General features: G+C 64.5%; 22 protein-coding genes. 9 read left to right on the top strand and 13 right to left on the bottom strand.

Going from position 1 to position 21,123, the window contains the following annotated elements; all coding sequences use genetic code 11:
* Positions 1–85 precede the first annotated feature (85 nt).
* Positions 86–931: a 23S rRNA (adenine(2030)-N(6))-methyltransferase RlmJ gene (locus tag M3I53_RS02405; protein WP_254314364.1), complete on the bottom strand. Its 846-nt coding sequence runs from the start codon at positions 929–931 to the stop codon at positions 86–88.
* Between the two features lie 195 nt (positions 932–1,126).
* The gene (locus tag M3I53_RS02400; RefSeq protein WP_254314363.1) at positions 1,127–2,098 is read right to left on the bottom strand and encodes an aldo/keto reductase; all 972 of its coding nucleotides are present in this window, start codon (positions 2,096–2,098) and stop codon (positions 1,127–1,129) included.
* A 266-nt stretch (positions 2,099–2,364) separates the two neighbouring features.
* Between M3I53_RS02400 and M3I53_RS02395 the strand changes: the two genes are divergently transcribed.
* Both M3I53_RS02395 and M3I53_RS02390 read left to right on the top strand, forming a co-directional pair.
* Complete coding sequence (locus M3I53_RS02395) at positions 2,365–3,168, top strand: 3-hydroxybutyrate dehydrogenase (protein WP_254314362.1); 804 nt, start codon at positions 2,365–2,367, stop codon at positions 3,166–3,168.
* A 29-nt stretch (positions 3,169–3,197) separates the two neighbouring features.
* Positions 3,198–4,478 (top strand): patatin-like phospholipase family protein, encoded by a 1,281-nt coding sequence (locus M3I53_RS02390; RefSeq protein WP_254314361.1) that lies wholly within the window; start codon positions 3,198–3,200, stop codon positions 4,476–4,478.
* 123 nt (positions 4,479–4,601) lie between these two features.
* Here M3I53_RS02390 and M3I53_RS02385 read toward each other — a convergent pair whose 3' ends face one another.
* Entirely contained in the window at positions 4,602–5,801 is a 1,200-nt protein-coding gene (locus M3I53_RS02385) for an amino acid aminotransferase (protein WP_254314360.1), read from the bottom strand.
* A 346-nt stretch (positions 5,802–6,147) separates the two neighbouring features.
* On the opposite strand from M3I53_RS02385, the gene uvrB reads away from it, so the two are divergent.
* The 6 genes from uvrB (at position 6,148) to M3I53_RS02355 (ending at position 12,418) form a co-directional block, all read left to right on the top strand.
* Positions 6,148–8,229: an excinuclease ABC subunit UvrB gene (gene uvrB, locus M3I53_RS02380; RefSeq protein WP_254314359.1), complete on the top strand. Its 2,082-nt coding sequence runs from the start codon at positions 6,148–6,150 to the stop codon at positions 8,227–8,229.
* 318 nt (positions 8,230–8,547) lie between these two features.
* A complete protein-coding gene (locus tag M3I53_RS02375; protein ID WP_254314358.1) occupies positions 8,548–9,096 on the top strand; it encodes an iron transporter in 549 nt (182 codons plus the stop codon).
* Between the two features lie 82 nt (positions 9,097–9,178).
* Positions 9,179–9,532 carry a cupredoxin domain-containing protein gene (locus M3I53_RS02370; protein ID WP_254314357.1) on the top strand — a complete coding sequence of 118 codons (354 nt, stop codon included), beginning with the start codon at positions 9,179–9,181 and terminating at the stop codon, positions 9,530–9,532.
* A 66-nt stretch (positions 9,533–9,598) separates the two neighbouring features.
* The gene (locus tag M3I53_RS02365) at positions 9,599–10,444 is read left to right on the top strand and encodes an FTR1 family protein (RefSeq protein ID WP_254314356.1); all 846 of its coding nucleotides are present in this window, start codon (positions 9,599–9,601) and stop codon (positions 10,442–10,444) included.
* Positions 10,441–11,868 (top strand): 4Fe-4S binding protein, encoded by a 1,428-nt coding sequence (locus M3I53_RS02360; protein WP_254314355.1) that lies wholly within the window; start codon positions 10,441–10,443, stop codon positions 11,866–11,868. The genes M3I53_RS02365 and M3I53_RS02360 overlap by 4 nt, the downstream gene beginning before the upstream one ends.
* A 142-nt stretch (positions 11,869–12,010) precedes the next feature.
* A complete protein-coding gene (locus M3I53_RS02355) occupies positions 12,011–12,418 on the top strand; it encodes a heme-binding protein (RefSeq protein WP_254314354.1) in 408 nt (135 codons plus the stop codon).
* 424 nt (positions 12,419–12,842) lie between these two features.
* Here M3I53_RS02355 and hemP read toward each other — a convergent pair whose 3' ends face one another.
* From hemP to M3I53_RS02335, 4 genes are all read right to left on the bottom strand, one after another.
* Complete coding sequence (gene hemP, locus M3I53_RS02350; RefSeq protein ID WP_254314353.1) at positions 12,843–13,103, bottom strand: hemin uptake protein HemP; 261 nt, start codon at positions 13,101–13,103, stop codon at positions 12,843–12,845.
* Positions 13,104–13,288: 185 nt separating this feature from the next.
* The gene (locus tag M3I53_RS02345; protein WP_254314352.1) at positions 13,289–13,774 is read right to left on the bottom strand and encodes an SRPBCC family protein; all 486 of its coding nucleotides are present in this window, start codon (positions 13,772–13,774) and stop codon (positions 13,289–13,291) included.
* Between the two features lie 38 nt (positions 13,775–13,812).
* The gene (locus M3I53_RS02340) at positions 13,813–14,211 is read right to left on the bottom strand and encodes an OsmC family protein (protein ID WP_254314351.1); all 399 of its coding nucleotides are present in this window, start codon (positions 14,209–14,211) and stop codon (positions 13,813–13,815) included.
* A 138-nt stretch (positions 14,212–14,349) separates the two neighbouring features.
* Positions 14,350–15,231, bottom strand: a complete 882-nt coding sequence (locus M3I53_RS02335) for a pirin family protein (RefSeq protein ID WP_254314350.1) — start codon at positions 15,229–15,231, stop codon at positions 14,350–14,352.
* 121 nt (positions 15,232–15,352) lie between these two features.
* Here M3I53_RS02335 and M3I53_RS02330 point away from each other — a divergent pair, with 121 nt between their 5' ends.
* Positions 15,353–16,393 carry a LysR family transcriptional regulator gene (locus tag M3I53_RS02330; protein ID WP_254314349.1) on the top strand — a complete coding sequence of 347 codons (1,041 nt, stop codon included), beginning with the start codon at positions 15,353–15,355 and terminating at the stop codon, positions 16,391–16,393.
* Positions 16,394–16,810: 417 nt separating this feature from the next.
* Here the strand turns inward: M3I53_RS02330 and M3I53_RS02325 are convergent, their stop codons facing one another.
* The 6 genes from M3I53_RS02325 to bfr form a co-directional block, all read right to left on the bottom strand.
* On the bottom strand, positions 16,811–17,230 hold the full coding sequence (locus M3I53_RS02325; RefSeq protein ID WP_254314348.1) for a biopolymer transporter ExbD: 420 nt from the start codon (positions 17,228–17,230) through the stop codon (positions 16,811–16,813).
* Between the two features lie 18 nt (positions 17,231–17,248).
* A complete protein-coding gene (locus M3I53_RS02320) occupies positions 17,249–17,995 on the bottom strand; it encodes a MotA/TolQ/ExbB proton channel family protein (RefSeq protein WP_254314347.1) in 747 nt (248 codons plus the stop codon).
* Positions 17,996–18,042: 47 nt separating this feature from the next.
* On the bottom strand, positions 18,043–18,774 hold the full coding sequence (locus M3I53_RS02315; RefSeq protein WP_254314346.1) for an energy transducer TonB: 732 nt from the start codon (positions 18,772–18,774) through the stop codon (positions 18,043–18,045).
* 288 nt (positions 18,775–19,062) lie between these two features.
* Positions 19,063–19,317 carry a bacterioferritin-associated ferredoxin gene (locus M3I53_RS02310; protein ID WP_254314345.1) on the bottom strand — a complete coding sequence of 85 codons (255 nt, stop codon included), beginning with the start codon at positions 19,315–19,317 and terminating at the stop codon, positions 19,063–19,065.
* Positions 19,318–19,665: 348 nt separating this feature from the next.
* Positions 19,666–20,526: a glutamate racemase gene (murI, locus tag M3I53_RS02305; RefSeq protein ID WP_254314344.1), complete on the bottom strand. Its 861-nt coding sequence runs from the start codon at positions 20,524–20,526 to the stop codon at positions 19,666–19,668.
* Positions 20,527–20,596: 70 nt separating this feature from the next.
* Positions 20,597–21,076: a bacterioferritin gene (gene bfr / locus M3I53_RS02300; protein ID WP_110857464.1), complete on the bottom strand. Its 480-nt coding sequence runs from the start codon at positions 21,074–21,076 to the stop codon at positions 20,597–20,599.
* Positions 21,077–21,123: the final 47 nt, after the last annotated feature.

Genomic DNA, 21,123 nt, shown 5'->3' with positions numbered 1-21,123 from the left:
CGCCCCCCTCATCGCCCGACGCCGCTTCCCCAACCGCTACCGTCCGGGCAGTGACGCCGCAACGCGAGGGGGTCGATCTCGCGGCTCAGTCTCCGCGCGACTCGATCCTGAATTGTGCGCCGGCGTCCTGGCCGAGCGTTTTCACGAGCCACGGCAGCGCCTCTTTCATCGCCGCTTCGAGCGTGTAGGGCGGGTTCAGGATGAACATGCCGCTGCCGTAGAGGCCGAAGCCGTCTTCGGGTGGATTGCTCACCGAGAGCGTGAGGTGCAGCCAGTTCTTGTTCTGCAGGCGCTTGAGTTGCTCCGGGAAGCGCTGCGATTCGGGTCGCGTGACCTGGGGATACCAGACCGCATAGGTGCCGTTCGAGAAGCGCTTGAGGCCTTCCTCGACGCAGGTCAGCGTGCGCGCGTAGTCGCGCTTGTCCTCGAAAGACGGGTCGATCAGCACGAGCGCCCGGCGCGGCGGCGGGGGCAGGAGCGGCTTGATGCCGTCGAAGCCGTCGCCTGCGTAGATCATCACGCGGCGGCCCGCGTCGTGGAAGCGGTGGCGCAGCACGTCGATTTCCGTGCTGTGCAATTCGAACAGCCGCATGCGGTCCTGCTCGCGCATGAGACGCCACGCGAGATAGGGCGAACCGGGGTAGAAGCGCAGTTCGCCGTCGGGGTTCAACGCCGCCACTTCGTCGACGTAGTCCGCCAGCGCCGCAGGCAGGTCGTTGCGGCCCCACAGCTTGCCGATGCCCGTGTCGAACTCGGCGTTCTTCGTCGCGTAGCCTTCGCGCAATGCATAGGCGCCGGCGCCTGCGTGGGTGTCGATATACCAGTACGCCTTATCCTTCTTGCCGAGGTAATGCAGCAGTTGCACGACGACGGCGTGTTTCAGGACATCGGCATGATTGCCGGCGTGGAAGGCGTGACGGTAGCTCAGCATGATGGACGGGACACGAGGTCCGGTGAAAACGGGGAAGATGGCAGCGGCGGCGCGATGACTGCGCCGCCCGCGAGGCCGCGTATTGTACGCCACCGCAATACGTGACCCGCGGTACGCCGTCGGTCCGGCTGCTCCCGTGCGTGAGCCCGCCTCACGGTTTCGGGTGCGCCGCGCCTTGCGGACACGCGCCCTACGTCAGTCGTAAGCGTCGCCGACGATCGCCTCGATCTGCGCCTTGACGTCCGGCGTGATCTTTTCCGCCACGTCGCGCGCCTTCACGTTTTCGCCGATCTGCTCGATGCGCGAGGCCCCGGTGATGACCGTGCTCACGCGCGGATTCTTCAGGATCCAGGCGAGCGCCAGTTGCCCCACCGAACAGTCGAGTTGTTTCGCGAACTCGGCGAGCTTGCCGACGATCTCGTTCTTGTCAGGGTCGGTGACGTTCTTGCGCAGCCAGTCGTAGCCCTGCAGTTCCGCGCGGCTGCCCGACGGCACGCCGCCGCGATACTTGCCGGTGAGCAGACCCGAGGCGAGCGGGCTCCAGGTGGTGAGGCCGAGGCCTATGTCTTCGTAGAGCCGGCGGTATTCGTCTTCCACGCGCGTGCGGTGAAACAGGTTGTATTGCGGCTGCTCCATGACCGGCTTGTGCAGGTGATGGCGCTCCGCGATTTCCCACGCGGTGCGGATTTCGTCGGCGCTCCACTCCGAGGTGCCCCAGTAGAGCGCCTTGCCGCGCGTGATCATGTCGCTCATCGCCCAGACGGTTTCTTCGACCGGCGTGTTCGGGTCGGGACGGTGGCAGAACACGAGATCGACGTAATCGAGCTGCAGCCGCTTGAGCGAGCCGTCGATGGCGTTCATGAGGTATTTGCGGTTGAGCGTGTGGTACTGGTTGGGCGCTTCGTTCAAGCCCCAGTAGAACTTGGTCGAGACCACATAGCTCACGCGTGGCCATGCGAGTTCCTTGAGCGCCTGGCCCATGAGCTCTTCGGACTTGCCGCCGGCGTAGGCCTCGGCGTTGTCGAAGAAGTTGATGCCGGCGTCGCGCGCCGCTGCAAGCGATTCGCGCGCGAGCCTGGCGTCGACCTGGTTGCCGTAGGTGACCCACGAGCCGATGGACAGTTCGCTTACCTGCAGGCCTGAGCGGCCCAGTCGCCGATAGTTCATGAACGCCTCCTTGTGAGCCGATAAAGCTAGCACGACTTGGCCATTGCTGCTGAACGGGCTTGCGCCGCGCGCCGCGCCTTGCAGTGCGGCGAAAATCTCTTTCGCCTGTCGTGCTCGATGCTTCGACGAGGCGCCTTCATGCACAATAGCCTCGTTGGCCGCGACGCAACATCCGGCCGGATGGCATAAGCCATTCGTCAGGTTTGACGGCGCGCGCTCCGCGGTTTCATCCTGTCCTGTCCCGTTCACTCACCTGGAGGTGCCCGATGTCGTCTCTCTCCCTGAACACGAAACTCGATGGCAAGGTGGCAGTCGTCACCGGCGCGGCCAGCGGCATCGGCAAGCAGATCGCCCTCACGCTAGCGCAGGCGGGCGCCGCTGTCGCCATCGCCGATCTGAACCAGAGCGGCGCGGATGCCGTGGCCGAAGAGATCAAGGGCGCAGGCGGCAAGGCGATCGGCGTCGCCATGGACGTCACGAGTGAGGAGGCCGTGAATCAGGGCATCGACCGCGTCGCGGCCGAACTCGGCCCGGTCGACATCCTCATCTCGAACGCCGGCATCCAGATCGTGAACCCCATCGAGAACTACGCGTTCTCCGACTGGAAGAAGATGCAGGCCATCCACGTGGACGGCGCCTTCCTCACCACCAAGGCGGTGCTCAAGCACATGTACAAGGACGACCGCGGCGGCGTCGTCATCTACATGGGTTCGGTGCACTCGCATGAAGCGTCGCCGCTGAAGTCGGCGTATGTCGCGGCCAAGCATGCGCTGCTCGGTCTCGCGCGCGTGCTCGCCAAGGAAGGCGGCAAGCACAACGTGCGCTCGCATGTGGTGTGTCCGGGCTTCGTGCGCACGCCGCTCGTGGAAAAGCAGATCCCCGAACAGGCGAAGGAACTCGGCATCTCCGAGGAAGAAGTGGTCAAGCGCGTGATGCTCGGCGGCACGGTGGACGGCATCTTCACGACCGTCGAGGACGTCGCGCAAACCGTGCTGTTCCTTTCGGCGTTCCCGAGCGCAGCGTTTACGGGCCAGTCTTTCGTGGTGAGCCACGGCTGGTTCATGCAATAACGCAGGCATTGGGCCGGGGAGGCGCGGCAATGGCGCAACGCAAGAAGGGGCAGGTCCAGTCGAGCGCAGTCGACGACGAGGTCGGCGCGCATACCGGCGCACGTATCGGGAAGGCACCGCAGAGGAACGCACCGCAGCCGCATGTTTCGCAGTGTGGCGCGCAAGCGAAAGAATGGGAAACCATCGCGCTCACGCTGCAGGGGGGCGGTGCGCTCGGCGCGTATCAGGCGGGCGTGTACGAAGGGCTAGTCGAGGCCGGCATCGCGCCGAACTGGATTGCGGGTATCTCGATCGGCGCGCTCAATACCGCCATCATCGCGGGCAATGCGCCCGAACATCGCGTGGCGCGGCTGCGCGAGTTCTGGGAGACGATCTGCCAGCCCGCCTTCAGCTTCCCGTTGCCGCCCTTCGTCGAGCATGCGCTTTTCAATGCGAACGCCGCCGTGCGCAAGACCTTCACGGCCATGCAGGCGGTAGGCGCGATCGTGGAAGGCCAGAAGGGCTTCTTCGTGCCGCGCTTTCCGCCGCCGCTGCCCAATGGATCGGGTTTGCCCGAAACGGCCAGCTACTACGACACGAAGCCGCTCAAGGCCACGCTGGAACGCCTGTGCGACTTCGAGCGCATCAACTCGGGCGAAACGCGCGTGTCGGTGGGCGCGGTCAACGTGGGCAGCGGCAACTTCGTCTACTTCGACAACAAGACCACGACCTTGCGTCCCGAGCATTTCATCGCCTCGGGCGCGCTGCCGCCGGGCTTCGCGGCGGTGGAGATCGACGGCGAGTACTACTGGGACGGCGGACTGATGTCGAACACGCCGCTCTATGAAGTGATCCAGACCACGCCGCGGCGCGACACGCTCGCGTTTCAGGTCGATCTCTGGAGCGCGCGCGGGCCGGTGCCCGACAACCTCATCGACGTGCAGGGCCGCGTGAAGGACATTCAGTATTCGAGCCGCACGCGTCTCGTGACCGATATCCTGCAACGCTCGCAGCGTTACCGGCACGTGCTGCGCGAGGTTCTCGACCGCGTCGCGCCCGAGCATCGCAACGACCCGTGGGTCGCGCTGGCGGACGAGCTTTCGTGCTCGAAGAAGTACAACGTGATCCACCTCATCTACCGGCAGAAGGAATACGAGGGGCACTTCAAGGACTACCAGTTCGGCCTCTCGACCATGCACGAGCACTGGGCTAGCGGCTTGCAGGATATCCGCGCCTCGCTCGCGCAGCCGGACTGGCTCGACAAGCCGGACAACGACTCGGGCTTCGTCACGCACGATATCCATCGCGATTCGCGAGGCCACGGCGGCTGACGCTTGCCGGCGGCTTCTCCAAAGCGTTCGTCAAAGAAAAAGGCGTCCGTTCGCAGGAACGGACGCCTTTTTTATCGCGCCAGCAAGCCGCTTCGCAGCGGCCTGTCTTGCTGACGAACGCGCTTATTTCAGCACTTGTGCGACTGCGCTCGCCACGACGTCGAGGTTGCGCGTGTTCAGCGCGGCCACGCAGATGCGGCCCGTGCTCACGGCATAGATGCCGAACTCTTCGCGCAGGCGGTCGACTTGTGCAGCGGTCAGGCCCGAGTACGAGAACATGCCGCGCTGCACGTTGATGAAGTTGAAGTCGCGGTCCACGCCGGCGGCCATGAGGCGCTCGACGAGGCCCGTGCGCATCGCGCGGATGCGGTTGCGCATTTCGCCGAGTTCCGCTTCCCACATGGCGCGCAGGTCGGCCGAGCCGAGCACGGCTGCGACCACGGAGCCGCCGTGCGTCGGCGGGTTCGAGTAGTTCGTGCGGATCACGCGCTTGAGTTGCGAGAGCACGCGCGCCGACTCTTCCTTGCTGGCGGTGAGGATCGACAGCGCGCCCACGCGCTCGCCGTACAGCGAGAACGACTTCGAGAACGACGACGAGACGAACACGTTGAGTTCCGAAGCGGCAAAGAGGCGAACGACTTCGCCGTCTTCCGCGATGCCGTCGCCGAAGCCCTGGTACGCGATGTCGAGGAACGGCACGAGGCCCCGCGACTTCACGACCTCGATGACCTGCTTCCACTGGTCGATTGTGAGGTCCACGCCGGTCGGGTTGTGGCAGCACGCGTGCAGCACGACGACGGTGCCGGCGGCGTAGCCGTTCAGCGCGCTCAGCATGCCTTCGAAGTTCACGCCGTTGGTTTGCGCGTCGTAGTACGGATACGCGATGACTTCAAAACCCGCGCTCTCGAACAGCGCGCGGTGGTTTTCCCAGCTCGGGTCGCTGATCGCGACCTTGGCGCTCGGGTTCACGCGCTTGAGGAAGTCGGCGCCGATCTTGAGCGCGCCCGTGCCGCCCAGCGCCTGCGCCGTGACGACGCGGCCCGCGGCGATCAGCGGCGAGTCGTCGCCGAGCAGCAGCTTTTGCACGGCGGCGTCGTAGGCGCCGAGACCTTCGATCGGCAGATAGCCGCGCGGCAGACCGGCTTCCACGCGGGCCTTTTCTGCTTCGCGCACCGCGCGCAGCAGCGGAATCTTGCCTTCCTCGTTGGTGTACACGCCCACGCCGAGGTTCACCTTGGTCGCGCGCGCATCGGCGTTATAGGCTTCGTTCAGACCCAGGATCGGGTCGCGGGGGGCGAGTTCGACAGCGGAAAAGAGGGACATGATCGTTCGGCAAAAGTGAAGGAAGATCGGTTGGGCCACATGCTGCGCGGGCCACGGAACTCGGTATTGTAGCGAATCCTCAAGCGGGATTTCCGCGGATTTGCCATTCGCCGCGCCGTTTTTAGGGCTGTTTCCGGCACGATTGGCCGATTTCCGGCGCGCCGTTGCGCAGCGTTCAACGGCCGCCGCCCGTCGCCTGCGCGCGCGGCCCTTGCAGCATCGCCCGCCGCACCCCATCTAGCATCCAGGCCCCCCCAAGGTTCACCCAGACCCACCCAGGCTCGCCCCTCGGCAAGATGCGGCGAGACGCTAGAATAGTTGTTTGCTCCGCGCACAGGATGCCCCCATGCCCGACCACACCGTCGCCGACGCGCCCGCGCTCGACGAGTCGAAATTCGTCCAGTACGAAGGTTCGCCGTTCCAGCTCTACCAGCCGTACCTGCCGGCCGGCGACCAGCCTACGGCTATCGAAACGCTCGTGGAAGGCGTGGAAGACGGCCTCTCGTTCCAGACGCTGCTCGGCGTGACGGGCTCGGGCAAGACCTATACGATGGCGAACACCATCGCGCGCCTCGGCCGCCCGACCATCGTGTTCGCGCCGAACAAGACGCTCGCCGCACAGCTCTACGCCGAATTCCGCGAGTTTTTTCCGCGCAACGCTGTCGAGTACTTCGTCTCGTACTACGACTACTACCAGCCGGAAGCCTATGTGCCGCAGCGCGATCTCTTCATCGAGAAGGACTCGTCGATCAACGAGCACATCGAGCAGATGCGTCTTTCGGCCACCAAGAGCCTGATGGAGCGCCGCGACGTGGTGATCGTCGCGACGGTTTCGGCGATCTACGGTATCGGCAATCCGTCCGAATACCACCAGATGATTCTCACGCTGCGCCACGGCGACAAGCTCGGCCAGCGCGACGTCATCGCGCGCCTGATCGCCATGCAATACACGCGCAACGAGCAGGATTTCCAGCGCGGCACCTTCCGCGTGCGCGGCGACACCATCGACATCTTCCCGGCCGAGCACGCCGAAATGGCCGTGCGCGTGGAACTGTTCGACGACGAGGTGGAGACGCTGCAGCTCTTCGATCCGCTCACGGGCCGCGTGCGCCAGAAGATTCCGCGCTTTACGGTGTACCCGTCGTCGCACTACGTGACGCCGCGGGAGACCGTGCTGCGCGCCGTCGAAACCATCAAGTCGGAATTGCGTGAGCGCCTCGAGTTCTTCCATGCGCAAGGCAAGCTCGTGGAGGCGCAGCGCCTCCAGCAGCGCACGCGCTTCGATCTGGAAATGCTTCAGGAGCTGGGCTTCTGCAAGGGCATCGAGAACTACTCGCGGCACTTTTCGGGCGCGCTGCCCGGCGAGCCGCCGCCCACGCTGGTCGACTACCTGCCGACCGACGCCATGATGTTCCTCGACGAATCGCACGTGCTGATCGGCCAGTTCAACGGCATGTACAACGGCGACCGCGCGCGCAAGGAAAATCTCGTCGATTACGGCTTCCGGCTGCCTTCGGCGCTCGATAACCGGCCGCTCAAATTCAACGAGTTCGAGCGCAAGATGCGCCAGGTGGTGTTCGTCTCCGCCACGCCCGCCGATTACGAGAAGAAGGTCACAGGCCAGATCGCCGAGCAGGTCGTGCGGCCAACGGGCCTCGTCGACCCGGTGATCGAAGTGCGGCCCGCATCGACCCAGGTCGACGACGTGCTCGGCGAGATCAACGAGCGCGTGGCCGTGGGCGAGCGCGTGCTCGTCACCACGCTCACCAAGCGCATGGCCGAGCAGCTCACGGAGTTCCTGGCCGACCACGGCGTGAAGGTGCGCTATCTGCACAGCGACATCGACACGGTCGAGCGCGTGGAGATCATCCGCGACCTGCGTCTGGGCACGTTCGACGTGCTGGTGGGCATCAACCTGCTGCGCGAGGGCCTCGACATTCCCGAGGTCTCGCTCGTGGCGATTCTCGACGCCGACAAGGAAGGCTTTCTGCGCGCCGAGCGCTCGCTCATCCAGACGATCGGCCGCGCCGCGCGTAACGTGAACGGCAAGGCGATCCTCTACGGCGACCGCATCACCGACTCGATGCGCCGTGCCATCGACGAAACCGAGCGCCGCCGCGCCAAGCAGATGCACTTCAACGAAGAGCACGGCATCGTGCCGCGCGGCGTCGTGAAGCGCATCAAGGACATCATCGACGGGGTCTACAACGTCGATGAAGCCCGCGCCGAGCTGCGCGAGGAGCAGGAGCGCGCGAAGTTCGAGGATATGTCCGAGAAGCAGATCGCGAAGGAAATCAAGAAGCTCGAGAAGCAGATGATGGACTACGCGAAGAACCTCGAATTCGAGAAGGCCGCGCAGACGCGCGACCAGCTCGCCGTGCTGCGCCGGCGCGTGTTCGGGGCGAACGTCGGCGATCATCCGATCTGACAGGCTTCGAGCAGCCTGTGCGTTCGGGCGGGCAGGGCGGCATGGACGCCGCACTGCGCCAGCCTCGATCGCAGCCTTCCCCTCCATTGGCTTTCGTGTTCTCGCGGCCGCAGCCGTGCTGTAAGGCGCCCTAAGCCTCTGTTAACTAAACGCTGCTAAAACCCTGTTCCACTGAGGCTTTTCCTGGCGCCGAATTTGTCCCTCATCTGCATCGGTGTTAAACTTCGCTATTATTGAGAATTGTTCGCATTAACTTTCTTATGTGCATGCGGCAGGCTCAGTGGGAAGTCACCCCTCATATAAAAACCAGGAGTTTCGATGCGGATTCACACTCTCGTGCGCGGCACTGCCGTCATCGCGGCCGCCACGGCGGCATTTGCCGCCAACGCAGCTGAATACCCGATCGGCAAGCAGGCCATCCAGGGCGGCATGGAAATCGGCGCGGTCTATCTGCAGCCGATCACGATGGAGCCCGAAGGCATGATGCGCAAGGCATCGGATTCCGATATTCACCTCGAATCGGATATCCACGCGGTCAAGAACAACCCGACCGGTTTCGCCGAAGGCGACTGGATGCCGTATCTGCAGGTTCACTACGAACTGACGAAGCCGGGTTCGAGCTACGTGCAAAAGGGCGACCTGATGCCGATGGTCGCGAACGACGGCCCGCACTATGGCGATAACGTGAAGCTGGCCGGTCCCGGCAAGTACCACCTCAAGCTGATCGTGGATGCGCCGATGCAGACGGGCCACATGGCGTTCGGCCGTCACGTCGACAAGGAAACGGGCGTGGGCCCGTGGTTCAAGCCCATCACGCTGGAATACGATTTCCCGTTCGCGGGCATCGGCAAGAAGGGCGGCTACTAAGCCGTCGCGAAGCAGCTCGGGCGGCGGCGCGCATCTCGTGCAGCGCCGCCGCATGAATGGCAGCAAGGAGCAGGTAAAACCAATGACTGGAATGCGGAAGTTTGCGGCGCTCGTACTCAGCGCGTCGTTTGCGGTGTCGCTGGCGGGCGTGGCCACGACGGCGCACGCCGAAGATCTGCCCACGTTCAAGCTCGAAATGGCCGACGGCAAGCTCAACCCCGCGCGCATCGAAGTGCCGGCGGGCAAGCGCATCAAGATCGAGGTGCGCAATACGGGCAAGGGCGCGGCCGAGTTCGAGAGCGTTCAGCTGCGCAAGGAGAAGGTGCTGGCACCGGGCGCGGACTCGTTCGTCGTGATCGCGCCGCTCGATCCGGGCGAGTACAAGTTTTTCGACGATTTCCATCAGCAGGCGCAGGGCGTGATCATCGCCAAATGAGCGTCGCCAAATGGGCATTGAGAAGTAAGGCCGCTGGCGCGTATCGCCGGTAGCGGGAGGTGTTGAATGGGTCAGGTGATGTTCATCGTATGGCGGGAGAGCGTCGAGGCGCTGCTCGTCGTCGGGATTCTTTATGCGTGGCTGAAAAACGGCGACGCGGATGCGCGGCGCGGCGTGCCGTATCTGTGGGGCGGCGTGGCGCTCGGCATTGTTGCCGCCATCGCCCTCGGCGCGGCGCTGGTCGGCTTTACCGAAGTGCTGTCGGGCGACGCACAGGACTACTTCCAGACCGGCATGGTGCTGGTGGCGTGCGTGCTGATCGTGCAGATGGTGTTGTGGATGAAGCAGCACGGCCGCACGCTCAAGCGCGAGATGGAAGAGTCGCTGGAAAAGAGCACGCGCGACGCGAACTGGTGGGGCGTGACGATACTCGTCGCGCTTGCCATCGCGCGTGAGGGCAGCGAGACGGTGATCTTTCTCTACGGCCTCGGCTTCGGCCAGTCGGGCCATGTGGACGCGAGTCAGTACCTCGCGGTGCTGATTGGCCTCGCGCTAGCGTTCCTCACGTTCTATCTGCTGCAACTGGGCGGCAAGGTCTTCTCGTGGCGGCACTTCTTCCGCATCACCGAGATCATGCTGCTGTTCCTCGGCGCGGGCCTGTTCCAGACCGGCGTCGACAAGTTGATCGACAAGGAGATCCTGCCGACCATCGTCGACCAGGTGTGGAACTCCTCGGCGATCCTCGACGACTCGAGCACCTTCGGCTCGCTCGTCGCGACGCTCACGGGCTACCGCGCGCATCCGGCGCTCATGAACCTGATCGCCTATGCCGTGTACTGGCTCGTGGTGTGGTTCCTCGTGCGACGGGCCACCGGCCGGGCGGGCGCGGTTGCGAAGAGGAAGGCAGCATGAGTTGTGCATCCGTTCGCCCGACGCAGGCAACGGGTCGTCCTGGCAAGCTCGCCCAGGCGGGCCAGTGGATGCAACGTAACGGCGCGGCGATCCGCGCCGTGCAGTGGATCGTGGTCGTGGTCTACGCGTGCCTGATTCTCGTACCGGCCGCGATGCCGCTGCCCGGCGACACGGCGCACCTGTGGAACAACCTCACGCTCGCCGCGCAGTTCGTGTTCTGGGGCATCTGGTGGCCGTTCGTGCTGCTCTCGATGGTGATGCTCGGCCGCGTGTGGTGCGGCGTGCTGTGCCCCGAAGGCGCGCTCACCGAGTTCGCGAGCAAGTTCGGCCGCGGCCGCGCGATTCCGCACTGGATGCGCTGGGGCGGCTGGCCTTTCGTGGCCTTCGGCCTCACCACGATCTACGGACAGATGGTGAGCGTCTACCAGTACCCCAAGGCGGTGCTGCTGGTGTTGGGCGGATCGACGCTCGGCGCGATGGTCATCGGCTTTCTATACGGACGCGAGAAGCGCGTCTGGTGCAAGTATCTCTGCCCCGTGAACGGGGTCTTCGCGCTTTTGGCGCGTCTCGCGCCGTTTCGCTACAAGGTCGACGAAGACGCCTGGCGCAACTCCTACACGCACGGCGAACACGGCGGGCATCGCGTGATTCCCGTGAACTGCGCGCCGCTCGTGCCGCTGCGCAACATGAAGGGCGCGGCGCAGTGCCACATGTGCGGTCGCTGCAGCGGCCACCGCGACGCCATCGCGCTCTCGTGGCGCTCGCCTGCGGAAGAAGTGGTCGAACTCGGCGATAGCCAGGCCAGCGCGTGGGATACGGCGCTGATTCTCTACGGTCTGCTCGGCGTGGCGATCGGCGCGTTCCACTGGACCGGCTCGCCGTGGTTCATCGGCATCAAGCAGTGGCTCGCGGGCTGGCTCATCGACCGCGACATCACCTGGCCGCTCGACACCAACGCGCCGTGGTTCCTGCTCACGCATTACCCGGCGCAGAACGACGTGTTCTCGTGGCTCGACGGTGCGATGATCGTCGGCTATATCGTCGCGACGGGGCTCGTCTATGGCACGGTGCTGCTCGCGATCCTCGCGGGCTCGACCGCCGTGCTCGGGCGTTTCGAGATGCGGCGTCTGCATCACTTCGCGCAGTCGCTGATCCCGCTGGCAGGGGCGGGCGTGTTCCTCGGCCTGTCGGCCACGACGCTCTCGCTGCTGCGAGCGGAGCACGTGCCGCTCGACTGGGCGGCCGAGGTGCGCATTGCGATTCTGGTCATCACGAACCTCTGGAGCGGCTGGCTCGCGTGGCGCGTGACAGGGCGCTACAGCTCGCGGTTCTGGCAGCGCGCGCTCGCGCTCGCGGGCTTCGCGCTCGCGCTCGCCGTGGTCGACAGCGCGTGGTGGCTCATGTTCTGGGGCTGGGTGCGCTGAGCACGCTTCGGCGTTTCTTCATCTGCCGCTGATATAGGCGACATACGAGGGATCCGCGCGTCGCGGCACAAGTCTGGGTGTTACTCTCAAAACCGGGTTGGCGATCTCGCCCAGCCCGGTTTTTGACTTTTCGGAGAGACGCATGCGAACGCGAGCAGTACTGACCGACGAAGACGTGATCCGGGTAGCCGACGCAGCCGTCGCGCACGCCCGCTCGAATGAATGGAACGTGACGATCGCTATCGTCGATGATGGCGGCCATCTGCTGTATTTGCGCCGCCTCGACGGCGCGGCGCCCGTCAGCGCGGAGATCGCCGTGGCCAAGGCCCGCACCGCGTCGCTGGGCCGCCGCGAGAGCAAGGTGTACGAGGACGTGATCAAGCAGGGCCGCACGGCGTTCCTCAGTGCGCCGCTCACCGGCATGCTGGAAGGCGGCGTACCCGTGAGCGTGAACGGCGACGTGATTGGCGCGGTGGGGGTCTCGGGCGTGAAGTCCGACCAGGATGCGGCGATCGCGCGTGCCGGCATCACGGCGCTCGGGTTGGAGTAAGCCAATCGACCGCGGCGCCTGGCGACGCCGGAAAAAAACAAAAGCCGCGGACGGATGCCGCGGCGCTTGTTCGGTCGGCTCACGCTTCGCGCGCCGCCCCGTGCTTTGCATGGGACCGGAGCAAGCGCTAAAGCGCTAACTCCGGATCGAGCTTTGCATGGGACCGGAGTAAGCGCTAAAGCGCTAACTCCGGATCGAGCTTTGCATGGGACCGGAGTAAGCGCTAAAGCGCTAACTCCGGATCGACACAGAGGTATGAGAACAAAAAAATGGCGTGGCTTGCTTCGACGGCCGGCCTGAAGCTTGAAGGATGTCTGCACGAAGGGGTCTAGATCTCGCGTGCAAGCCGTCGTTGCTGGCTAATGCCCCAACGCCTCCCGGTGGAGGCGGTCCCCACAATACCCGGTTGAAAACTGCGTTAAACCTATTTCGTCAGGATCAGCTTGCCGAGCCGGGTGGCCCGCAACTGATACGTTTCGCCGTTGTGCATGATGCTCACATGGCTGCGGCCTTGCAGCAGCGCCGCGCTTTCCAGCTTCCTCTCGTCGCTTGCCGCGGCGGCCGCCGGCTCGGCGCTAATGCGCGGCTTGGGCTGGGCGATGGCGGCCTTGGGCCGCGCGCTGGTCAATGTCGAGCTGCCGTTGCGGCGCAAGCTAAGCGTGGAGGTGCGGTTCAGTTCGGTCATGAACGTGACGTCTTTGTCTCGATTCGATGCGTGAATTCTAAATGATAATAGTTCGTATTTGCAACTACGACATATTCATCGAAATCGGACACCGATAGCCTGAGCCGAAGCGGGCACAGCAGCGTGAATCGCACGAATCGGCGCTTGCCGCGCCGCGCAGGGCGGTAGGGCAAGCGCCGGGAGCTTCAATGCAGCGCGTTCGGCGCGCTGCCGTCGCCCTGCACGAACTGCCGGATGAGACGCACGGTGTCGATGTCCGACTCGCGATAGGCCGACTTCACGATCTCGGAAGTCTGCCGGTCGTCCTCGGTATCGGCGGTCGGCAGCGTGGTGCGGTACTCGAAGCGCAGGAAGAGCTGCAACGGATCGGGCTGCTCGATCGTCATCGTGAGCGAGCCGCCCACGTAATCGGCGGTCGCCATGATGTCGTAGCGCACGCTGTCATTGGGCGTGAGCGTGACGCGATCGCGTACCGTGGCGTGGCCATAGTGCAACTCGCGCTCCATCGTGCTCTCGGTGCGCGAGAGGATCGTGCAGCTGTCGAGCCCGATCACGAAGAGCTGCGGCTGCTCGGCGCGCAGCACGAGCCCTTCCCAGAGCTGCTCGCGCGTCATGGCCTCGACGAGCGGGTTTAGCGGATCGTTGATCTGGATGAGGTGTTCGAAATTCAAAGGGGCGCCTTCCTGTGTCTGTGTCCGCGCGCCACTGCTCAAGCGACGGCGAGACCCGTGCGGATCGTGATCGTGTTCGTGAGGACCTTGTGGACCGGGCAGGCGTTGGCGATCTGCAGCAGGCGCTCGCGCTGCTCGTCGGTGAGCGCGCCTTCGAGCACGATCTGGCGGTCGATCTTCGTGCCTTCGCTGCCGGTTTCCATCGTGAGCTTCACGCGTACGCCTTCGAGCGGCCACTCCTTGCGCTGCGCATACATCTTCAGCGTAATAGAGGTGCAGGCGCCAAGGCTCGAGAGCAGGAGCGAGAAGGGCGACGGTCCGCGGTCGCCGCCGCCGAGCGAGGCGGGTTCGTCGGCGATCCAGGTGTGGGTGCCGTCGTCGAACTGGACCTGATAGTTCGTCGAGCCAATGTGTGCGGTGACTGCGGGTTCGGCCATGCGCTCCTCGCGGGCGGGACGGTTAAAGAGGGACGGGCGCGCAACCTGCGCTGCGCGCCCCAGAAACCTTATTGTGACGGAAAGCGGGCAGGCCCGTAGCGATGCTTCGGAAACCCGCCTCCCCGGCGCCGCCCGGTTTCAGTGAGCGATGCGCCCCATGCGCCCGGCCTGATAGTCCAGCACGGCCTGGCGGATCTCCTGCTCCGTATTCATCACGAACGGGCCGTAGCGCACGACCGGCTCGTTCAGCGGCACGCCGCCTATTAGCAGGACGCTGAGCGGCGCGCTCGCGTCGGCCGGGGTAGCGAGCGTGACGGTGTCGCCGTCGCTCGCGAAGGTCACCATCTGCTGGGCATCGATCGCTTGCGCGTCGGGCCCGTACAGACCCGTGCCCGAGAGACCGTACGCAAACACGCGATAGTCGCTCGGCACCGGTTGCTCCACGCGCGCGCCGGGCGCGAGGGTGAAGTGCTGGTAGAGGATGGGCGTGCGCGTTTCGATCGCGGCCTTCACGCCCAGCGCTTCGCCGGCGATCACCTTCACCGAGACTTTGCCGTCCTTGGAGCGGCCCACCGGAATCTGCGCCGTGGGCAGTTCCTGGTAGCGCGGCGCCATCATCTTGTCGCGCGCGGGCAGATTCACCCACAACTGCAGGCCATGCATGCGGCCGCCCGTGCGCGTGAATTCGGGGTCGGGCATCTCGCTGTGGATCACGCCCGCGCCGGCCGTCATCCATTGCACGTCGCCGGGGCGCAGCGTGCCCGAATGGCCCGCCGAGTCCTTGTGGCCGAAGCGGCCTTCCACCATATACGTGACGGTTTCGAAGCCGCGGTGCGGGTGGTCGGGCGCGCCCTTCGCCTCGCCGGGCGCGTAGTCGACGGGGCCCATCTCGTCGAGCAGCAGGAACGGATCGAAGTCCATCAGCTGGCGGGTCGGAAACGGCCGATGGACGATGAATCCGCCACCCTCGGTGGTGCGAACCGCGGGATACACGCGTTCGATCGTACGGGTCGTGGTCATGGATCTCACCTCGAATTGTGGGAATTGCGTTATATGCGAAACAAACCGCTATTATAGGTAGCCAATTTGGCCTGTTTTACGGCCTCATCGCAATGGATTGTCCCATCGCTGGAACGACGACATGAAAATCGATTCGCATAACCTCAACGACCTGATGTACTTTTCGCAGGTGATCGAGCATGGCGGCTTTTCCGCTGCAGAACGCGTGCTTGGCATCTCGAAGTCGCGTCTGTCGCGGCGGGTGAGCGAACTCGAAGCCTCGCTCGGCGTACGCCTGCTGCAGCGCTCCACGCGCAAGCTCGCGCTGACCGAAGCGGGCGAACTTTTCTACCAGCATTGCCGCTCGATGCTCGCCGAGGCGCAGGCTGCGGTGAACGTCGTTCAGTCGCTGCGCTCGTCGCCGCGCGGCACGGTGCGCGTGAGCGTGCCGGTCACGCTTTCGCAGACCATCTTTTCGCAGATCATTCCGGAATTCATGCATCGCTACCCCGAGGTGCGGGTGGTGATGCGCGTGACTAACCGTGTGATCGACCTGTTCGAAGATTCCGTGGATATCGCGCTGCGCGTGCGCTCTGAGCCGCCGCAGAACGCCAATATCGTCGTGCGTCCGTTGTGGCGCACCGAGCAGATGCTGGTGGGCGCGCCGAGCCTGCTCGCGCAGAACGCGCCGCCGCTCACGCCCGAAGACCTCGCGCGCTTCGAAACGCTCGATACGCCCACGGGCGACGGCCGCCACGTGTTCCAGCTCATCGCACCCGACGGCACGCGCCACTCGCACGAACACGAGCCGCGCCTTATCACCGCGGACCTCACGACGATCCGTGAAGCGGCGCTGGAGGGCCTCGGCATCGCTGCCATGCCGGAGATGATGTACGGCGCCGCGCTGCGCTCGGGCAAGCTTTCACCGGTGATGCCGGGCTGGACGCTGCCGGTGCCGCAGCTCTATGCGGTATTTCTCTCGCGCCAGGGCATGGTTCCGGCCGTGCGCGCCTTCGTCGATTATCTCGTCGAAGTGCTCGATGCCGATAAGGGCTTGCAGCAGGAATGTCCGCTCAGAAGCGACATCGCAGCGCAGGGAACCCGGGCAGAAAGGGAGAATCCAGCCAGCGGCAAGGTTGGGCTGTCGCGCACAAAGAGCGCAAGCAGGATTGAAACGGCATGAAGCTTTGCGAACGTGCACCCGCGTGCGCTTGGATGAAACTTGATTTTTCCCGCAGTGCATTTGTGCGCAACGTCCAGCGCCATTTGTTTTTAGGCATTCAAGCGTGAGCGGCCATCGCTACTTTCAATGGCCTAACTCTTGAACGCGCGAAGCGAGAGGAATATATTGAAGTCCTTCTCGCCAAGCACCGGTCTTGAGCGGGAATTGATGGCCGCTATCATAGTGGGCCTTCAGGGCCGAAAGCGCAGTCCGTGTTGCCCACGGCAGTCGCATGTGCCGGCGTGAACCGATCGATTGTCGGGGAGTCGTCGCCACCGCCCGAATGCGCCGCGTGCGCACGAAAAAAGGCCTTCATCTGACGATGAAGGCCTTTTACTTTGTACCGCTCAATTTTGTGCGCTGCGCGTAGTGACGCGATCAGTGATGCGCAGGGTCGGTGACGAAGCCGAGCTTCGTGAGGCCGCCGCTTTGCGCGGCGGACATCACCTGGGCAACGCGTTCGTACTGCACCTTGCGGTCCGCGTTCAGATGCAGTTCCGGTTGCGGCGTTGTTTGCGCCGCCGCTGCGATCTTCTGGTTCAGCGCCGCGTCGTCGACCTGGGTGCCGTCCCACAGCACGGTGCCGTCCGCTTCGATCGAGATGTCGATCTGCGCGGGCTTCGCGTCTTCCTTCTGGCTGCTCGCATGCGGCAGGTCGATCTTCACGGCGTGACGGATCACGGGAATCGTCACCATGAAAACGATCAGGAGAACCAACATGACGTCGACGAGCGGCGTCATGTTGATTTCGTTCATCAGGCCATCGTCGTCGTCGCTTGCAAAGGGGCTCATCGCCATGATGCTTGCCTCCGCTCTTTAGTGGCTGCGCGCAGCGACACGCAGGTTGCTCGTGTTGCCTTCCTTCGCGCCGCCACGTGCGGTCGAGGTGAGGCGCGCGCCCGTCACGAAGAAGGCATGCAGGCCGTGCGCGAAGCGGTTGAGCTTCGTGACGATCGCCTTGTTGGCACGAGTGAGGGCGTTGTAGCCGAGCACGGCGGGAATCGCGACAAAGAGGCCGAAGGCGGTCATGATGAGCGCTTCGCCAACGGGGCCGGCCACGGCGTCGATCGACGTCTGGCCCGTAGCGCCGATCGTAAGCAGTGCGTGATAGATGCCCCACACTGTGCCGAACAGGCCGACGAACGGCGCCGTGCTGCCGATCGAGGCGAGAATGGCGAGGCCGCTTTGCATCTTCGCGACCGATTCGTCCATCGTGTCCTTCAGGCAGCGCGTGACCCAGTCCGACACGTCCATGCGGTCGTGCAGATGCGGCTGCGTCTCGTGATGGTGATCGGCGGCTTCCTGGCCCGACAGCGCCAGCGCGAGGAACGGGTTGTCTTCGCGGGAGCCGCTGCCGAGCTTCTTCACGCCGTCGGCGAGATCGTCGGAGTGCCAGAACTGCTGCTCGGCGTTCTTCGTGAGGCGTTTGAGGCGCGCGACATTCCAGCCCTTCACGACGATCACGCACCACGACAGCACCGACATGAACAACAGCGCTAGCGCAATGCCGCGTGTCACGAAATCCCCTTGCGCCCAGACGTGGGCGATACCGTAGTTCTGCATTCCTGATCCTCTTTATTCAATTCACGAAAGCGTGTGGCTTCAGCCCGTCAATTATTCAGGCTGAACTCGAATGGCTGCGTGTAGGCCGCGCGGACGGCTTCGCCGTCTTCCAGGTACGGCTTGCACGAGCTTTGGCGCATTGCGTCGAGCGCGGCGTCGTCGAGGCGGGCGGAGCCGCTCGTCTTCTTCAGCTCGATGTTCTCGATCTTGCCCGTGAGGCCCACGACGAAGTGCACGAACGCCGTGCCGGTTTCGCCGCGCCGGCGCGAGAGCGTGGGGTAGTCGGGCTGCACGATGCGGCAGTCGAGGTGCGAGACGTTCTTGGGCGCGGAGAGCGCCATGGTCGGCTTCGCGTCGGTGGCCGCAGCGGCTTGCGGTGCCGGCGCGGGCGGCGTGGGAGCCGGTGGCGCAGGCGCGGCGGGCGCGGCCGACTCGATCGCATGCTGCGAGGGCGCTTCGGCCACGGGCAGCGGTGTTGGCTTGGGCTTGGGCTGAACCTTCGGCTTCTCTCGCGTCACGTGCGGGACCGGCTTGGGCTGCGGCGGCGTGGGCGTGGACTGAATCGCAGCGGGGGCGGCGACCGGCTCGGGCTTGAGCAGTTCGGCCATCATCGTCTGCGACTGGAGTGACACGGGCGTCACGGGTTCGCGCTTCATCAGCACGATGGCGACGAGCGCGGCATGCAGCGCGACCACGATCGCGCTCGCGGTGACGACACGTCGATTGAAGCGAACGGAGGGAGACGGCGGCGTGCCAGCGGTGTTTTGGAAAGCCTGCATGTTTAGCGTGGCTGCCATGCGGACGACGGCGCGCAGGCGAACCTACGCGTCGTATCGGGCAGCTTTATTTGCGAAAGATCAACAGCGAGATGCACAACGTCGTTACGAATCCGAGCAGCAATTCCATCACGACCTCCTTTGAGGTTCACGAACGGTAGCTGGCTGGTCGGGAGACGGGCTTGCTGTCGGCGACGATTTGATGTCCGCGGCGCGTGGCGCCCGAGGCGCCTTTGGCTACACGGGCGGACGGGGCGGGCGCGCATCGGTGGCCGGATGCGCGCCATGGCTTCAGGCAGCCTTGCGCTCGTAAAACGTGAGCGGGACCGCGTGGGGGGCCACGGCGGGGTGCGCCGGTTGCGTGACCCCGCAGCGGCTCGCACAGACACCGCTTTGCGCCATCACGTCACGAACGGATTCTTCGCACTTGCCGCAGCAGGTTGCGACGCCGAGCTCGAACTGCAGCTCGTCGAAAGTATCCATGCCTTCCTGGATGGAGGCGCGGATCGTCCGGTCGGAGACGGATTTGCAAACGCAGACAATCATGATGGACCGCAATAGAAAGAGTTAATGCGAATTATTATCATTATGTTTGCTGGGTTTGGCAAGCGACCGGCGGGATTTTTTGTAACATAACCTGATCCCTAGCAGGGGTTTTGCTTTGCGTCAGGAGAAGGCTAGCCCGGGTGGGACGCGCCAAGGCATTTGGCGACCCGGCTGGCGGTTACCCACTGGATGACTTACGTAGGATTGCACTTGCCGCGGGAGGCCGCCAGGCGGCTTCTCACGCACGCCCGGCTGGGCTACGTGGCGCGGTCCGATACATGGAAACGGGGTTGAAACGCGAAGGCCCGGGCGAAACTCGCATCGCGCGCGGTGTGTCGCGCCGGAGCGTCAGGCGGTGTTCGCTTCCAGCGCCCGCGAGCGGCGCGAGGGGATGACCACGCGCTCGACATGGGCGTCGAGACCCAGCAGCGCGGCCGCCAGGTCGCGCAGGTGCGCGCCGTCGCTCGTCGAGCAGAAGCGAATGTTGTCGCCACCCGCGCCGGCGGCGTCGCCGCTCGCGCGCAAGCCGTGCTGGTCCAGCACGCGTTCGAGTTGCCGGGCGATGGCCACGCTCGTGTCGACGAGCGTCATGCGTTCGCCGACGATCGAGCGGATCGCCGTGTCGAGGAACGGGTAGTGCGTGCAGCCGAGCACGAGCGTGTCTGCGCCCGCGTCGAGCATGGGCTCGACGTATGCGCGCAGCAGCGCGAGCAAGTCGGCCGAACCGATGTCACAGCGCTCCACGGCCTCCACGAGGCCATGGCCCGGCTGGCACAGCACGCGCAGGTCGGCTGCGTGGCGCTCCACGAGCGCCTGAAAGCGCGCGCTGCGCAGCGTGACCTGGGTGGCGAGGACGCCCGCCACGCGCGATTTCGAAACCAGCGCCGCCGGTTTGATCCCGGGCTCCACCCCGATGAGCGGGATGGAGAGCCGCTCACGCACGAGCGCGATCGACTGCGCCGTAGCCGTGTTGCAGGCCACCACCAGCGCCTTCGCGCCCTGCGCGACGAGCCATTCGCCGATCGCGAGCGTGCGGTCGGCGATGAAGTCGTCGTCGCGCTGCCCGTAGGGGGCGTAGCGCGAGTCGGCGGCATACACGAGCCGCTCGGCGGGCAGCAGCGCGCGCACGGCGCGCAGCACCGACAGGCCGCCGAGGCCGGAGTCGAAGATGCCGATGGGCGCAGCACTGAAAGAGGCCGGAAGGTTCACGGGAATGGGCGCAAATGGGTTGGGGCGCACCCCCAAGGCGGACGGATGCGCGCGGGCGCGAGGCGCGCGATCAGGATTCTACCGAACCCATGGCGGACTGCTGGTAATTCTGGATGCCGATCTTGCCGATGAGGTCGATCTGCGTTTCGAGCCAGTCGATGTGCTCTTCGGTGTCTTCGAGAATCGTCACGAAAATCTCGCGCGAAACGAAGTCGCGTACCGATTCACAATAAACAATGGCTTCCTTGCAGGTGGACTGGGAAATTTGTTCGAGCTTCAAATCGCACTCGAGAATTTCCTTGGTTTCTTCGCCAATCAGCAGTTTATGCAGGTCCTGGAGGTTCGGAAGACCGTCGAGCATGAAAATACGCTCGATGAGCATATCGGCATGCTTCATTTCGCCGATCGATTCGTCATATTCATGCTTGCCGAGTTTCTCGAGGCCCCAGTGCTTGTACATGCGGGCATGCAGGAAATACTGATTGATAGCCGTGAGCTCGTTCTTGAGCTGCGCGTTCAGATATTCGATGACCTTCTTGTCGCCTTGCATAGTCTTTCCTTTCTTTGTGGGGCGGTGACTGGTTTCCAACAATAAAC

This window comes from Paraburkholderia sp. CNPSo 3272, from assembly GCF_024206495.1.
Lineage (GTDB): Bacteria > Pseudomonadota > Gammaproteobacteria > Burkholderiales > Burkholderiaceae > Paraburkholderia.
The sequence above is the reverse complement of the archived record's forward strand: the minus strand, read 5'-3'. Positions and strand labels throughout refer to the sequence as shown.